This window comes from Methanohalophilus sp. WG1-DM, assembly GCF_004104135.1.
GTDB classification, from domain to species: Archaea; Halobacteriota; Methanosarcinia; order Methanosarcinales; family Methanosarcinaceae; genus Methanohalophilus; species Methanohalophilus euhalobius.
This window is the reverse complement of the sequence record NZ_RRBA01000001.1, coordinates 129,393-143,962: the sequence shown is the minus strand read 5'-3', so window position 1 is coordinate 143,962 and position 14,570 is coordinate 129,393. Positions and strand designations below refer to the sequence as shown.

Here is a 14,570-nt window from a genome sequence, read left to right as displayed (position 1 = left end):
CCGTAACAGATTATACTTAACTATTTAATAAATGAACACATAGGAGGAGCAAAACTCAATAGGAGACGCTAGCTACAGTTTTTGTGTTCTCTTTTTGTTTATTTTTTTGCATTTATTATTTAAATGGATTCATGGAGACAGAACGCAATGAGTGACAGAGATGTCTATGATGCGACCCATATTCAGGTGTTGGAAGGACTGGAAGCCGTACGCAAGCGACCGAGCATGTATATCGGAAGCATTGATGGGCGGGGTTTACACCATCTTGTTTATGAAGTAGTGGATAACAGTATAGATGAGGCCCTTGCAGGCTATTGTACCTCAATTGACGTTTCTATAAACAGGGATGGCTCGGTTACGGTCAGGGATGACGGCAGGGGAATTCCCACGGATATACATTCCCAATACAAAAAATCGGCACTTGAAGTTGTAATGACCATTCTGCATGCAGGGGGTAAATTCGATAAGAGTTCCTACAAGGTATCAGGTGGTCTTCATGGAGTAGGTGTCTCTGTTGTAAACGCTCTTTCTGAATGGAACGATGTTGAAGTTCACAGGAATGGCAAAATTTTCTATCAGCGTTACGTAAGAGGAAAACCTCTTGATGATGTTATCGAGAAAGGGGATACTGAAAGTACCGGTACATCGATAACTTTCAAACCGGATACCGACATTTTTGAAACAGTAGATTTCAATTTTGAAACCCTGGCCACAAGGTTAAGAGAACTTGCATTCTTAAATCGTGGAATTAAAATTGTAATAACCGATAAGAGATCAGATGAGCCCCTGCAGGAAGTTTTTGAGTATGATGGCGGTATCGTCTCTTTTGTTGAATATTTGAACAAGAGCCGCAATGTACTGCATGAACAACCTATATATTTTGAGAGGGAAAAGGAAGATACCCGGGTTGAAATCGCCATGCAGTATACAGACAGTTATGGTGAATATGTCTATTCCTTTGCAAATAATATCAATACCCACGAGGGGGGTACTCATCTGGCAGGTTTCAAGTCAGCCCTGACCAGGGTTGCCAATGATTATGCCAAACGCAACAACATTGCCAAAGGAGACATCAAACTCAGCGGTGATGATATCCGGGAAGGTCTGGCAGGAATCATCAGTGTTAAATTGATGGACCCTCAATTTGAGGGGCAGACAAAGACAAAACTTGGAAACAGTGAACTTAAGGGTATTGTGGAATCCATGGTTTCTGAGGGTCTCTCGGAATTCATGGAAGAAAACCCCAAGATTGCTTCTGCTATCCTGCAAAAAGCAATGGATGCACGCAGAGCTAGGGAAGCGGCCAAAAAGGCAAGGGAATTAACGCGGCGTAAAAGTGCCCTGGAAGTCAGCACTCTTCCCGGCAAACTTGCGGACTGCTCTGAAAAAGACCCGTCGGTATCTGAAATTTACCTTGTGGAAGGTGATTCTGCAGGTGGTTCGGCAAAGATGGGGCGTGAGAGACGCTTCCAGGCAATTCTTCCGTTTAGGGGCAAAATATTGAATGTAGAAAAATCCCGTTTGTCCCGGATATTGAAGAATAATGAGATCCTTTCCCTGATCACTGCAATGGGAACGGGTATAGGGGATGAGTATGACCTCTCAAAGGCTCGCTATCACAAAGTAGTCATCATGACTGATGCCGATGTGGATGGCGCACATATACGCACCCTTATGCTAACTTTCTTTTTCCGCTACATGACTCCTTTGATAGATGCTGGGTATGTATACATCGCACAACCACCTCTCTACAGTATCAAGAAAGGTAAAAATCAACGATTTGCCTATACAGAGAGGGAAAAGGACAAAATAATCGAAGAGATTGGCGAAAAGGGTGTAAGTATACAGCGCTACAAGGGTCTTGGTGAAATGAATCCCGATCAACTGTGGGAGACAACCATGAATCCTCAGACACGCACTATTTTGCAGGTAACAATGGAGGATGCGGTCGCAGCTGATGGGATGTTTTCCATTCTGATGGGAGATGAAGTTGCTCCCAGACGTAAATTCATACAGGAGCATGCAAAGGATGTTATCAACCTGGATATATGAGGTGGTAGAAAATGGCAGACGATAATGATATAAATCCTCTCGATAAAAGTATCGAACAGCATGACGGGGAAGGTGGACGTGTAGTTCCGGTGCTTATCCAGGATGAAATGAAGCGTTCTTATATTGATTACTCGATGAGTGTTATTGTGGGAAGGGCCCTGCCTGACGCCCGTGATGGTTTGAAGCCGGTTCATCGTCGTATTCTTCATTCGATGAATGAAGCCGGGATAACCCATGATAAGGCATACAAGAAATCTGCCCGTGTAGTGGGTGATGTATTGGGTAAGTTCCATCCGCACGGCGATACTGCTGTGTATGACAGTCTGGTGCGTATGGTCCAGGACTTTTCCCTGCGTTATCCGTTAATAGACGGCCAGGGTAACTTTGGGTCTGTTGATGGTGATTCTGCTGCAGCAATGCGTTACACAGAAGTCCGCATGGATAAGATAACAACTGAAATGCTTGAGGATATCAAGAAGGGAACTGTTGATTTCAAGCCTAACTATGATGGTTCCCTGGAGGAACCTGAAGTCCTGCCTTCAAAGTTGCCCAACCTGCTTTTGAACGGCTCCACCGGTATTGCTGTGGGGATGGCTACCAACATGGCCCCCCATAATCTCCGGGAAGTAGTGGATGCTACTGTCAAATTGATTGATGACCCTGACACTGAACTTTCAGAACTTCTAAAGATCGTGAAAGGACCGGATTTCCCTACTGGTGGTATCATAATGGGTACCAGTGGGATCAAGAGTGCCTATGAGACAGGACGCTCCCCTATCCATCTGCGTGCTGTGACCGAGATAGAGGAGATGAAGAATGATAAATACCGCATTGTGGTATACGAACTTCCTTATCAGGTAAACAAGGCACGTCTTGTGGAATCCATCGCCAATCTTGTAAGGGATAAAAAAATTGAGGGTATTTCGGATTTGAGAGATGAATCCGGCAGGGAAGGTCTGCGGGTGGTTATTGAACTTAAGAAAGGAGCCAATCCCAAAGTCCTGCTCAACCAGCTCTACAAACAGACCCAGCTTGAAACCACATTTGGTATCATAAACCTGGCTCTGGTTGACGGGGTGCCCCGCGTTCTTAATCTCAGGGAACTGATCCAGATATATCTCAAACATCGTATAGATGTTATCACTCGACGTACAGCTTTTGATCTAAGAAAAGCCGAGGAAAGAGCACATATTCTCCAGGGGCTTAAAATAGCCCTGGATAACATTGATGAAGTTATCAAATTGATAAGAGGCTCAGCCACCACAGAGGAGGCAAGAGAAGGGCTTATAAGTAATTTTAATCTGGATGAAACCCAGGCTAAAGCCATTCTGGATATGAGGCTGCAGCGGCTGACTGGATTGGAGAGGGAAAAGATCGATGAAGAGTATAATGGTCTAATCGATATGATTGCCGATCTTAAGGACATCCTTGCAAATGATGAGCGTAAATATGCGATTATTAAGGATGAAGTTCTGGAGTTGAAAGATAAATATGGTGATGAGCGCAGAACCCTTATTCAGGGTAGCCGTGAAGAACTTGCGGATGAAGACCTCATACCCGAGGAAGAAGTGGTTGTAACCTCTACCCAGAGTGGTTATATCAAGAATATTCCTCTCCAGACATATAATATGCAGCATCGGGGCGGTCGTGGTGTGAGAGGTATGGAAACAAAGGAAGATGACACTGTGGGAAGCATCTTTGTGGCTTCTACCCATGATTACATCCTCTTTTTCACAAATCACGGTAAGGTTTACTGGCAAAAAGTCTATGATATTCCCAGGGGAAGTCGCCAGTCCAGAGGGAAGGCTATTGTTAACCTACTTGAACTTGCTGAAGGTGAATCAGTAAATGCCATGATCCCGGTACATGATTTTGAAAAGGATCGCTACCTTTTCATGGGTACACGTGATGGGACCGTAAAACGTTGCAGTCTTTCGGATTTCAGTAATCCACGCCGTGCCGGTATTATTGCGATTTCCCTGAAAGAGGGGGATGAACTTGTAAATGTTCTCCAGACCGACGGAAATCAGGATATAATGCTGGCTTCAAGGCATGGTAAAGCCCTCCGTATCTCTGAAGAAGATGTGCGTGTGATGGGCAGGACGGCACGTGGTGTGAGGGGTATGAAACTGACAGGTGCGGATGTTATTGTAAGCCTGGATGTTGTAGATTCTGATGCTACCCTGCTGACTGTTACAGAGAATGGTTTTGGCAAACGCACGCCATTTGATGAGTACCGCACCCTTCGTCGTGGAGGGCAGGGAGTGATAACCATTTTCACTGATATGCGCAATGGTCCCGTGGTCACTGTAAAAACAGTGGAAGATGATGATGAGATCATCCTTACAAGCTCTGCCGGCATTGTGATACGTATCCCTGTGACAGATATTAGGGTGCAGGGACGTAATACAAAGGGTGTAAAAATTATGAATATCAGGGAGAAGGATAAATTGGTTAGTTTGGCCAGAATTAAAAAAGAGGAGTAAGTGTAGCCTTTAAGGTTACACTTATTTCCCGTAGCATTTTTTCAGATGTTGTGTAGATGTGGGGTTTTGTCATATAACTTACTGCAAGGGGTTGCAACGAAAATCGGGTCCACAACTGTCCAGGTGCCTGTCAGGAGAGTATCCGTTGCGAATATGAATTTCGCTTGTTCCTCTTTTATCATGATAGAGTAAGAATACCACCGTTTTCAAACGGTGGATAAATTACACCCTCTATTGTTGTTACCATCTATGTATTTCTGAATCGTTTCAGCAGATACTTGACCGTGTGTTCCTATGTAGTAACTTGGAGACCACAAATGCTTTCCCAAAAATTCTTTTTTTCGCAGTTCAGGGAATTTTTGAAATATTCTTTTTGTAGTAACGCCTTTCATAATTTTGACAATATCTGTAGGTGCTATGAATGGAGGTGCAGTTATGAAAAGATGGATATATTCAGGCATAACTTCCAGTTCAAGTATTTCCCATTCTTTAGATTCAGCAATTGTTCTTATCTGGTCATCAAGAAATTGCTTTAATTCATCATTCATAACCTGTTTTCGATATTTCGTACACCATACAATATGATAATTAATTTCATATACAGCAGAACTTGAATAAGGCATATTTACCTATAGGTTCGAAAAGTATTTAATCATTCCTTACCTATAGGTATTTAATGCAAAAATCATATAAGTTTAGGTTATATCCTACAAAACAACAAGAAATCAAATTGAATAAAACTCTTGATGTTTGTAGATGTATCTATAATGAATTTCTTGCAGACCGTAGAAATGCATACGAAAGATGTAATTAGGGAATATCTACAATGGAACAATTGTATCAGGTTCAATACCTTAAATTTGATACAGAAGTACATTCACAAGTCAAGCAGGATGTAATCAGGAGATTAGGAAAATCCTTTGATAGTTTCTTTAGACGATGTAAGAAAGGAGAGACAAAAGTAGGCTATCCACGTTTCAAAGGTAAAAATAGATATAACAGTTTTACTTATCCTCAATCTGGTTTTAGTATTTCTGGAAAGAAATTGAAATTATCGAAAATTGGAGAAATTAGGATAGTTCAACATCGGGAAATTGAAGGTAAAATTAAAACTTGTACCATTCGTAGAGATGGAAAACAATGGTATGCAACATTTTCTGTTGTAATTAAAAACAATGTAAAACCTGTAGAACCTATTGCCTTCATTGGAATTGATGTGGGACTTAATTCCATTGTAACGTTAAGTGACGGTGCACAAGTTAATTCTCCAAAATATTATTGCAATACAGAAATAAAATTAAAAAAGCAACAACATGAACTTAGTAGAAAAAAGAAGTTTTCTAATAACTGGAAAAAGCAATGCGATAAAGTAAACAAATTGCATCGAAAAATACGTAACCAAAGAAATGATTTTAACCATAAGTTAAGTAGAGAATTGATTAATGTTTACGATTGTATAGTTTTTGAAGATTTGAATATAAAGGATATGGTAAAAAATTCAAGACTTTCAAAATCTATACATGATGCATCATGGAGTAATCTAATTCAGTTTACAAAATACAAAGCGGAAGAAGCTGGTAAGTTTGTAAAATTAGTTAACCCATGTAATACATCTCAAATCTGCAGCAATTGTGGTCAAAACGTTAAAAAATCATTAGCAACGAGGACACATAATTGCCCCCATTGTGGATTAATTATTGACCGCGACCATAATGCTGCAATTAATATTCTGAATCGTGCTGTAGGAACTACAGTTTAAGCCTGTGGAATTGAACTAATAGGTTCAATAATGAAGCAGGAAGCCACCCTATTCATAGGGCGGTAGTTCACGCAAGCTATTGAATTACCCAAAAAGAATATAGGGCACGTGAGACATTTCAATATAATTTTGCAGAAGGATGCTGCGACCAAATCTTTTTATGTAAATATACTTACTATTGACCCTATATCCGATTAAAAAAAAGAAGGCTTATGAGATGGAACTTGAAAACTTAAGGCACGGTACTGAACTCATTAAAAGAGGTTTTGCCAGAATGCAGAAAGGCGGGGTAATTATGGATGTAACCAACCCCGAGCAGGCTAGAATCGCCGAAGAAGCAGGGGCTGTGGCTGTAATGGCCCTGCAGGCAGTTCCGGCTGATATCCGTAAGGCCGGTGGAGTGGCCAGGATGGCAGATCCGGAAATCGTTGCGCAGATTATTGATACTGTAACAATTCCTGTAATGGCAAAGGCCAGGATCGGTCATTTTGTGGAAGCTGAAATCCTTGAATCCCTGGGAGCTGATATGGTCGATGAGTCTGAAGTCCTGACTCCTGCAGACGAAATGTATCATATTGATAAAACTGGTTTTACTGTTCCTTTTGTATGTGGTGCAAGAAACCTTGGTGAAGCCCTGAGGCGTATCAATGAAGGTGCGGCAATGATACGTACCAAAGGTGAAGCAGGTACCGGGGATGTCCGTGAGGCTGTGCGCCACATGAAAAAGATCATGGGGGAAGTACGTGAACTTGCCGGCAAGGACAAAGAAGAACTCATCAAGGTTGCCCGTGACATCGAAGCACCCATAGAACTTGTTCTTGAGTCTGCAGACTTACAGCGTTTGCCTGTGGTAAACTTTGCAGCAGGTGGTGTTGCCACTCCAGCAGATGCTGCCCTAATGATGAGACTGGGTGCAGATGGTGTATTTGTAGGTTCTGGAATTTTCAAAGCTGAAAATCCTGAAATGATGGCTAAAGCAGTTGTTGAAGCAGTTAATAATTATGATAACCCCAAAAAACTGGCAGAAATTTCCAGGGGAATCGGTTCAGGAATGAAGGGCATGAGTGCTGACACTATACTCCCTGAAGAAACTTTGCAGACACGTGGCTGGTAAATTATCAACGGTGAAATTGATGCGTATCGGTATAATCGCCATACAAGGTGATGTTTCCGAACATATTGATGCCGTAGAACGTGCCCTTTGTGAGAGGGACATTGAAGGTGAAGTGCTGGAAATCCGTCATGAAGGCATTGTGCCCCGATGTGATGCGGTCATATTACCCGGAGGGGAAAGTACAACATTGGGCCGTCTGATTGAAAGAGAAGGAATTGCAGGTGAAATTCAGAATGCTGCAAAGAACGGCATTCCTGTACTTGGCACCTGCGCCGGCTTGATCCTTGTTGCAACCCGCGGGGACGAACAGGTGCATAAGACCCATCAGCATCTTCTCGGTCTGATGGATGTAAAAGTGAATCGGAATGCTTTCGGAAGGCAGCGGGAGTCCTTTGAAATTAATTTAGATCTTCCATTCCTGGATTCTCCCTATACAGCAATTTTTATCCGGGCCCCTGCAATCATGGATGCGGGCCCGGAGGTTGATGTATTGTCAACAATTAATGGGAGAATTGTAGCAGCAAGACAAAACAATGTACTTGCTCTGGCTTTCCACCCCGAACTGACGCCTGATCTACGGTTGCATCATTATTTCCTGGATATGATTTCGGTTACCTGAAGTCAGAAATTAAAGAATCATAAATGTAATATACCTCTACCTTACTATTTTGTTATCTAACAAGGAGATCTAAACATGGTAAAACTCACAGAAGACATGAAAGAATCAATTGCCAATGTCAGCAGGCCACTTCCCTTTGCCACCGCCTCAAAAGACGGTATACCAAATGTAATTCCAATTGGTATGTGCAAACTTGTGGATGATGCAACTATCTGGATTGTGGACAATTATTTTTTGAAAACCCGCAATAACCTTGAAGAAAATCCTAAAGCATCACTTTATGTATGGGGTGAAGGCTCAAAAGGCTGTTTCCAGATAAAAGGTGATGTAGAAATTAAGACTGAAGGTGATGATTACGACGCTGCATATGCCATGGCAAAGGAAAAAGGAGAGAAATATCCTGCCAAAGCCCTGATTGTCATGAAAATTACCGATGTCTTTGAGTGTAAAAGTGGCCCTGAAGCTGGAAAGAAGTTGCTCTGAAATGATGTTAGTCCTTTTTTGGGACTAACTCTGAATTTTTTTCATACCATTCATAGAGCTTGGTTGCCCATTCGATGGCTTCTTTTTCTGTACCCATAAGGTAACTGTTGTCATAACGACAGTTATTCAACATAAGGGATAAAAGGAAATATTGGTCAGAAGCAATAATTAAGGAGGGCTTAACTTCTCCTTTGTAGATCAATATCCGGGAATTGTCTGAATTTTTGAGTATCCGGGTTGCTTCAGGATAATCATTTTTCATTTTTTCAAATATCGGTTCTGTCATTATCAACGATAAGTTTGCTCCTTTTGAGGCCATTTCAGAGGCACACGGAGGCTATGCCGGATGATAGACTGCAATAAAAGCTTTAATCCAGATAGACGCTTTTGTAAGTGGTTTTATTTTTGCGAAAGGATCGAATGCATCAGTAAGTGAAGGTACGATATATTCACTATTATTTAATTCTCCGATACGGTGCAATAATTCTTTTGGAATAGGAGTTAAATCATGTTCATTTAAATAATCGAAATGATGTTCAAGTACATCAAATGTTTTAAAGACCTCCTGGAGCATGTGCACCAGCAATATGCCAATTCTGGTTAATGAATACGTACTATTTTCCTGAACTATGAGGCCATTTTCTTTCAATATTTTTATTTGGGGAAGAATTGAAGGCGAAGTTTCATCAAGAATCTCTTTTATTTCATCAATATCCTTCTTGCCTTCCATAAGCAGGAGAAGAAGGCGCTTACGTTTTTCGGAAAAACATGTAATGTCAATAAGTGAGCGCCTCATATCTATTCTTCCTGCTTTGCTTTTAATTGGTACAAAATCTGTCTACACATCGACTTCTTTTATATATTTTATATATGTCAATTAGATTATATCTATTTATACTTTTGAGTAAGCATCATTTTAGTATCTCTACTGTATCCCTGTCATAGTACAGCTTCTTTTCAAATATTGTTATTGAAGGCGGTTTTATGGAAGGCCTGACATCAGTTGTGAGGAAAAGATATCCTATGACATGAGTGTAGTACTCAAGCCCTTTATGATACGGTTTAGTCTCTCGATTTTCCTTCCTGCATAAGGATTACGAACCATTGAAAGACAAGACAGATTCCTGTAAATATCCCGTATATAGAGTACAATTCTTATAAGAATGGAATAAATGACCCTGTAAAATAATTCAAGTATGCTGGCTTTTTTCTCATAAGAGAAAAGTTGTTTCACATTTGGATTTCGGATGTCCATGTCACATCTATCCTCAATTCTCTATATATACAATATAATTAATTTTTATAAATAACTATTGTATTAAATGCAATTGAAGATATAATAATGTGTAGCCAACAAGGAATATTCAGGGGTGAAATATCAATTGAAATAAAAAAGGGCGGGAGATTTACTCTTCGGAAGTCTCTCCCTCTTCACCGCCACCGAGAATTTCTTCGATGGTTTTGTCTCCGTATCCAACAATTTTTGTGTTGATCTGGACAATATCCGGAGCTATTTCTCTTCCTCTGAGGAATTTACGGCGACGCATTCCCTTGTCTTTTGGCTTATATCCGACACCCTCGGCTACGAGTAACCTCTGCCTTTTGGGACCGGGTACGTTCTTGCGCATGACAAAACCACTTCTGTCACTTCCGCCGGTAATCTGGATGGTGTAACCGGGAAGACCGACTACTGTTCCTTCTACAGTTTCGCCTATTGCTTTTCCTATGAACTTATTTGCCTCGGCACCACTCACATCGAACTGGTATGCTTTGGCTTTTGGATCTGATACGACAATTTTGAAATCTACCATTATTTACCTCCAACATCAATTAATATTATTACTTGGCCCAGAACGGATTATCCCTGCGTTTGATTTCAAGGAAAGCATCGAGGGTTTCCATCTCATCTGCCGAAAGTGAGTCAAGTATCTCCGTTTCAAGCACCTTTGCATGCTTTTCGGGAATATTTGAATAAAGTACATCACCTTCTTTGATCTGGCGACCTATTGTTGGTCCATCAATCGCCATTGCAACTTCCATCCCTGCACTGGCTTCCTTGATGTTTTCTCCTTCTAATTGGAGTCCTTTAATTGTGCCTACAACTCTGCCACTGTTATCTGTAACACCGATGTTAGTTTTGACCTTTCCGCCTGTGATTCTGACACCAACAACAGCAGGTTTGCTTTGTCTGAACGTGCAGTCTGGAAGAAGCAGGAATCTTGCAGGTTTTACTATGAGCTGGGATATTGTTTGTTCGGATTTCTCCTTCTTTTCTTTGACCCAGTCTTTGTAATCATCAATAAGCCTGTAAATAACATCATTCTGGAATATTTTAAGATCGCCACCCTTTGCTTTTTCTTTTGCATCAGGTAACATCTTTACATTAAAGCCAATAAGAACCGCATTAAAAGGATCTTCGATAGCCGAAACCTCGATAATATCCCTCTGGGATATGTCTCCTACTTCGGCTTTTCTGATGGGTATATCCTCCTTCTGGAGTTCATTAACAAGCGCTTCCAGTGATCCGATTGTATCTGCTTTAAGAGTCACACCTGTGGTGCCCGTACTAATCTGTACCTCGTCAAGTTCCTCTTGAACCTCTTTGACAATCGTATCAAGGTTTTCCGGGTTGGCCGCTCTTACAGTGGCTCCTGACAGGGCACCATCAAGATTTGGCGCAGATATCTTTACACCAATAGCAGCCGTAACTGATTCCACATTCTGGAACTTTTCCTCGGCGGATATTTCTCCCATTGGATTGGGTTTTAGCAAAGCCCTCACTTTGGTCTGAATAGGCTCCCCAAGACTTCCGACTACAATAGTATCCCCTTTTTTGAGGGTTCCATCATAGAGAATAATATCGATGGTAGTTCCCAATCCCTTTTCTTCCTTTACTTCAAGTATTGTTCCTTCACCAGGTCCACTTGCGTTATAATGAAGATTAGATTCGAGGAATTTTTGGGCCAGCCCCAGTAATACCATAAGCAGGTCAGGTATACCTTCGCCGGTAACCGCGCTTATAGGTATTATTCCTATATTTCTCTGGAAATCAGATACACGGTCATAGCGTTCGGAATTAAAACCACTGTTATATAGTTCCCCGACAATTTCATAGAACTTGTTATCAAGATCGGCTCTTACACGTTCACTTTGTTTGTTGTAAGTTTCCAGAAAACTCGCGCTTTCATGTGGTTGCCAACCATGTATCCTGTCGATCTTATTTGCAACAACCACAAAGGGAGTTTTGAACCGCTTGAGTATTTGCAGACTTTCTTTTGTCTGGGGCATGAAGCCCTCATTAATGTCTACAATTACCACTGCCAGATCTGCAAGTGCTCCTCCTCTGCTACGCAGGGATGTGAATGCATGGTGTCCCGGTGTATCTATGAATAAAAGACCGGGTACTATGAAATTGTTCTTCATCCCGGAAGCACCACTATGTTCTATTATGGAATCGATCGTCACTTCCGTTGCACCGATATGCTGGGTGATCGCACCGGCTTCTCCTGCAGCCACAGAACTACCGCGTATCCTGTCTAACAGTGTGGTCTTACCGTGATCCACATGTCCCATAACGCATACAATGGGTGTCCTGAGATTTTCGTTATCGGTAATATGCATCCCTTCCTTAAGAAACAGGGGAGTGAGCAAAAGGGTACTCACTCATAGAGCCATTCTTCGTCTATACGACAATATTCGTTTGTCTCATCATCCTTGAAATGGATGCTGATTTCTCTTTCAGCTGATTCTACTGAATCGGATGCATGTACCACATTTCTACCGGTTTCAAGAGCAAAATCGCCCCTGATTGTACCGGGCATTGCTTCGGATGGATTGGTGGCGCCATTTATTGTCCTCATGGATTTTATTGCATCCTTACCTTCAACAATCATTGAAACTGAAGGAGCGGAAGTCACATAGGATATAAGTGAACCGAAAAATGGTTTTTCACAGTGTTCGCTGTAATGTTCCTTTGCATCATTCTCATCGATAACATTCATGCGCATTGCACTTATCTTGAGACCTCTCCTTTCGATTCTTCCTATGATCTCTCCAATAAGTCCTCTCTGGACACCATCTGGTTTGATCATAACATATGTGCGTTCCATTGATTAATTCCTCATCAGGCTTTTTTCATGTAGGTTCTGCCCGTTTCGGTCCAGATAGTACGCCTTGGAAGTCTACCCATCTTGTAATTGTTCCTGCATTTAGAGGAGCAGAAATTGTAGGTAGAACCGTCCTTCTTTGCAAAAAGGATACCAGTTCCAGGTTCCAGTTTAGTTCCGCAGAAAGAGCATTTCTTGGTTTCCATTGCGCATCACCTTGTTGTAAGTTTCTTTGCCTCTCTGGAAGTCTCCATCAGCATCAGCACATCGCCGATACGAACAGGGCCCATACAGTTACGGGTGATGATCCTGCCCTTGTCCCGGCCATCCAGTACCCTGCACTGGATCTGGCTTGCTTCGCCATGCATGCCGGTATTGCCGATGACATCTATGACCTCCGCGGCATATCCTAAGTTTTCATCTGCCATGGAGAATTACTCCTTTTTTATGGGTAAGTTTATTTGAGGGCACTGACTTTTTCGGCCAGGTCCTCGATGGTCTCTGCGCCCTTACCTGCATCTGTAATTACTACTGCAGCACAGCCAACGCCTATTCCGCAGGCAGCTCCAAGTTCTTTCTGCTGTTTCACGTAGATGTAAGGTGCATTCTTTTCTTCACAAAGGGGGCCAATGTGAGCTACTACTTCTGCAGGTTCAACATCGTCTGCAATGACTGCCAGTTTTGCAATACCTCTTTCTACAGCCTTTGTAGCTTCGTTAGCTCCTTTTTTTACCTTGCCAGTATCTCTGGCAACTTCTACTGCTTCAAGAGCTTTATCTATTAGTTCATCTGGAACATCAAATTTTGCCATAATTTCTATCTCCTTCGAAATCACGGTTTACACCGCGGTTTGTCATTATTCATTGTATAGATGCAAACAATGGTCAATTCTACCATACTGTTTACATTCGTTGGAGTATTTGGTATGAATCGCCACTGGTACATATATAACTTGCGACAACTCGATTGCACTTCTTGAAGATGCCTATCGATTATAAAACTTCTGGTATCGATTTAAAAAAGTAAAAGGAAAATTACTGGATGGGTTCCATAGCCAGTGCATAGAAATTAGATGCATTGGCAGTGATGTCCACCTTGGTAATATTTCCGTAATCTGTAATGTTGTAATTTAGGCCTCTCTGGCTTGTGTTGGATGCCCTTATTGTCAGGTTGGTCATTGTGTTTTCAGTGGGATCGGCATACAGGGCAGTTCTTCTGAAACTGCTGCCATCTTCAATAGCCCATTCAACATAATACTGGTCTGCGAATTCATTTTCCAGATCGACAACTTGCTGTATAGGGGCATCTGTACTTGCGAATTGGAATATTTCATTGAATTTATGGGCGGATTTTGCATCTCCTTCAATTACATCTATTGTGTCTTCAACACTTTGTTGTTCTCCCAATAGCATGGGAGTTCCTATGACGTTGTAGATACCCTGTCCTCTGGAAAGGGGCTGGTATCCCTTATATGTTTCAGGAGCAGTATAGTACTGGAATGCCACAACCTTTGGGTCGATCTCATGCATTTCTATCCATGAAGAATTATCATATCCTGCTGAATACAGTTTGGTTACATTTGACCCGTAGAAATTATTGTAAACGGATGTATTACCTATAAGATATTGCAGTGGCGTACCGTTCAGGTAGGCGATGTTCATGTATCTGGCTGTAGTAACATTATCTGGAGTTACCTGCAGACCATCCTGAATGGAGTTTAATTTTATCCCTATATGTTCACCCGGCACACTCTCAAAACCAGATACCTGAACATTTTCAGATTGTTCATTGTTGTTGTTGGTTGACCCGCCGCTGAAAAAGAACATGCCGATTGACCCGACCATTATTACTGCAAGGAATATACCTACATATTTTGTATATTTTTTTTCATCTTTTTTTCTAGGACTCATGAATTCACTCCGCAGTCATCCCTGTTGAATTTAACTACGAT

At 41.6% G+C, this 14,570-nt stretch carries 17 protein-coding genes; 7 read left to right on the top strand and 10 right to left on the bottom strand.

Translation table 11 applies throughout. The features are described from left to right. The first annotated feature begins 147 nt into the window (after positions 1-147). Together gyrB and gyrA are read left to right on the top strand one after the other, a co-directional pair. On the top strand, positions 148-2,052 hold the full coding sequence (gene gyrB, locus CI957_RS00710; RefSeq protein ID WP_105460579.1) for a DNA topoisomerase (ATP-hydrolyzing) subunit B: 1,905 nt from the start codon (positions 148-150) through the stop codon (positions 2,050-2,052). An 11-nt stretch (positions 2,053-2,063) separates the two neighbouring features. Further along, complete coding sequence (gene gyrA / locus CI957_RS00705) at positions 2,064-4,538, top strand: DNA gyrase subunit A (protein WP_096711503.1); 2,475 nt, start codon at positions 2,064-2,066, stop codon at positions 4,536-4,538. A gap of 206 nt (positions 4,539-4,744) precedes the next feature. On the opposite strand, the gene tnpA is transcribed toward gyrA, so the two are convergent. After that, entirely contained in the window at positions 4,745-5,161 is a 417-nt protein-coding gene (gene tnpA, locus CI957_RS00700; RefSeq protein ID WP_096711504.1) for an IS200/IS605 family transposase, read from the bottom strand. A gap of 53 nt (positions 5,162-5,214) precedes the next feature. Here tnpA and CI957_RS10790 point away from each other — a divergent pair, with 53 nt between their 5' ends. From CI957_RS10790 to CI957_RS00680, 5 genes are all read left to right on the top strand, one after another. Beyond that, positions 5,215-5,352 carry a helix-turn-helix domain-containing protein gene (locus tag CI957_RS10790; RefSeq protein ID WP_241645742.1) on the top strand — a complete coding sequence of 46 codons (138 nt, stop codon included), beginning with the start codon at positions 5,215-5,217 and terminating at the stop codon, positions 5,350-5,352. Positions 5,353-5,364: 12 nt separating this feature from the next. Further along, entirely contained in the window at positions 5,365-6,297 is a 933-nt protein-coding gene (locus CI957_RS00695; RefSeq protein ID WP_241645739.1) for a transposase, read from the top strand. 217 nt (positions 6,298-6,514) lie between these two features. Beyond that, positions 6,515-7,411, top strand: coding sequence for a pyridoxal 5'-phosphate synthase lyase subunit PdxS (gene pdxS, locus CI957_RS00690; RefSeq protein ID WP_096711505.1), 897 nt, complete (start codon positions 6,515-6,517; stop codon positions 7,409-7,411). A 19-nt stretch (positions 7,412-7,430) separates the two neighbouring features. Next, complete coding sequence (pdxT, locus tag CI957_RS00685) at positions 7,431-8,030, top strand: pyridoxal 5'-phosphate synthase glutaminase subunit PdxT (RefSeq protein ID WP_128754106.1); 600 nt, start codon at positions 7,431-7,433, stop codon at positions 8,028-8,030. 75 nt (positions 8,031-8,105) lie between these two features. Next, positions 8,106-8,513 (top strand): pyridoxamine 5'-phosphate oxidase family protein, encoded by a 408-nt coding sequence (locus CI957_RS00680; RefSeq protein WP_096711507.1) that lies wholly within the window; start codon positions 8,106-8,108, stop codon positions 8,511-8,513. 7 nt (positions 8,514-8,520) lie between these two features. Here CI957_RS00680 and CI957_RS00675 read toward each other — a convergent pair whose 3' ends face one another. The 9 genes from CI957_RS00675 to CI957_RS00630 form a co-directional block, all read right to left on the bottom strand. Further along, positions 8,521-8,832: a transcriptional regulator FilR1 domain-containing protein gene (locus CI957_RS00675; RefSeq protein WP_096711508.1), complete on the bottom strand. Its 312-nt coding sequence runs from the start codon at positions 8,830-8,832 to the stop codon at positions 8,521-8,523. A gap of 18 nt (positions 8,833-8,850) precedes the next feature. Continuing rightward, entirely contained in the window at positions 8,851-9,243 is a 393-nt protein-coding gene (locus CI957_RS00670) for a hypothetical protein (RefSeq protein ID WP_164908986.1), read from the bottom strand. A gap of 676 nt (positions 9,244-9,919) precedes the next feature. Next, complete coding sequence (locus tag CI957_RS00660) at positions 9,920-10,324, bottom strand: 30S ribosomal protein S6e (protein WP_128754010.1); 405 nt, start codon at positions 10,322-10,324, stop codon at positions 9,920-9,922. 28 nt (positions 10,325-10,352) lie between these two features. Continuing rightward, the gene (gene infB / locus CI957_RS00655) at positions 10,353-12,128 is read right to left on the bottom strand and encodes a translation initiation factor IF-2 (RefSeq protein WP_096711623.1); all 1,776 of its coding nucleotides are present in this window, start codon (positions 12,126-12,128) and stop codon (positions 10,353-10,355) included. A gap of 44 nt (positions 12,129-12,172) precedes the next feature. Further along, a complete protein-coding gene (ndk, locus tag CI957_RS00650; RefSeq protein ID WP_096711511.1) occupies positions 12,173-12,622 on the bottom strand; it encodes a nucleoside-diphosphate kinase in 450 nt (149 codons plus the stop codon). A 14-nt stretch (positions 12,623-12,636) separates the two neighbouring features. Continuing rightward, positions 12,637-12,825: a 50S ribosomal protein L24e gene (locus tag CI957_RS00645; protein WP_072357968.1), complete on the bottom strand. Its 189-nt coding sequence runs from the start codon at positions 12,823-12,825 to the stop codon at positions 12,637-12,639. Positions 12,826-12,831: 6 nt separating this feature from the next. Further along, complete coding sequence (locus CI957_RS00640) at positions 12,832-13,047, bottom strand: 30S ribosomal protein S28e (protein ID WP_013037328.1); 216 nt, start codon at positions 13,045-13,047, stop codon at positions 12,832-12,834. A 29-nt stretch (positions 13,048-13,076) separates the two neighbouring features. Continuing rightward, positions 13,077-13,439, bottom strand: coding sequence for a 50S ribosomal protein L7Ae (gene rpl7ae / locus CI957_RS00635; RefSeq protein ID WP_096711624.1), 363 nt, complete (start codon positions 13,437-13,439; stop codon positions 13,077-13,079). 214 nt (positions 13,440-13,653) lie between these two features. Continuing rightward, entirely contained in the window at positions 13,654-14,529 is an 876-nt protein-coding gene (locus CI957_RS00630; protein WP_096711512.1) for a hypothetical protein, read from the bottom strand. Between the last annotated feature and the right edge of the window lie 41 nt (positions 14,530-14,570).

Excerpts from the sequence above, each read along its gene's own strand:
- gyrB (WP_105460579.1), top strand. The coding sequence starts at position 148 with ATGAGTGACAGAGATGTCTATGATGCGACCCATATTCAGGTGTTGGAA.
- gyrA (WP_096711503.1), top strand. The coding sequence starts at position 2,064 with ATGGCAGACGATAATGATATAAATCCTCTCGATAAAAGTATCGAACAG.
- tnpA (WP_096711504.1), bottom strand. The coding sequence starts at position 5,161 with ATGCCTTATTCAAGTTCTGCTGTATATGAAATTAATTATCATATTGTA.
- CI957_RS10790 (WP_241645742.1), top strand. The coding sequence starts at position 5,215 with ATGCAAAAATCATATAAGTTTAGGTTATATCCTACAAAACAACAAGAA.
- CI957_RS00695 (WP_241645739.1), top strand. The coding sequence starts at position 5,365 with ATGGAACAATTGTATCAGGTTCAATACCTTAAATTTGATACAGAAGTA.
- pdxS (WP_096711505.1), top strand. The coding sequence starts at position 6,515 with ATGGAACTTGAAAACTTAAGGCACGGTACTGAACTCATTAAAAGAGGT.
- pdxT (WP_128754106.1), top strand. The coding sequence starts at position 7,431 with ATGCGTATCGGTATAATCGCCATACAAGGTGATGTTTCCGAACATATT.
- CI957_RS00680 (WP_096711507.1), top strand. The coding sequence starts at position 8,106 with ATGGTAAAACTCACAGAAGACATGAAAGAATCAATTGCCAATGTCAGC.
- CI957_RS00675 (WP_096711508.1), bottom strand. The coding sequence starts at position 8,832 with ATGGCCTCAAAAGGAGCAAACTTATCGTTGATAATGACAGAACCGATA.
- CI957_RS00670 (WP_164908986.1), bottom strand. The coding sequence starts at position 9,243 with ATGGAAGGCAAGAAGGATATTGATGAAATAAAAGAGATTCTTGATGAA.
- CI957_RS00660 (WP_128754010.1), bottom strand. The coding sequence starts at position 10,324 with ATGGTAGATTTCAAAATTGTCGTATCAGATCCAAAAGCCAAAGCATAC.
- ndk (WP_096711511.1), bottom strand. The coding sequence starts at position 12,622 with ATGGAACGCACATATGTTATGATCAAACCAGATGGTGTCCAGAGAGGA.
- CI957_RS00645 (WP_072357968.1), bottom strand. The coding sequence starts at position 12,825 with ATGGAAACCAAGAAATGCTCTTTCTGCGGAACTAAACTGGAACCTGGA.
- CI957_RS00640 (WP_013037328.1), bottom strand. The coding sequence starts at position 13,047 with ATGGCAGATGAAAACTTAGGATATGCCGCGGAGGTCATAGATGTCATC.
- CI957_RS00630 (WP_096711512.1), bottom strand. The coding sequence starts at position 14,529 with ATGAGTCCTAGAAAAAAAGATGAAAAAAAATATACAAAATATGTAGGT.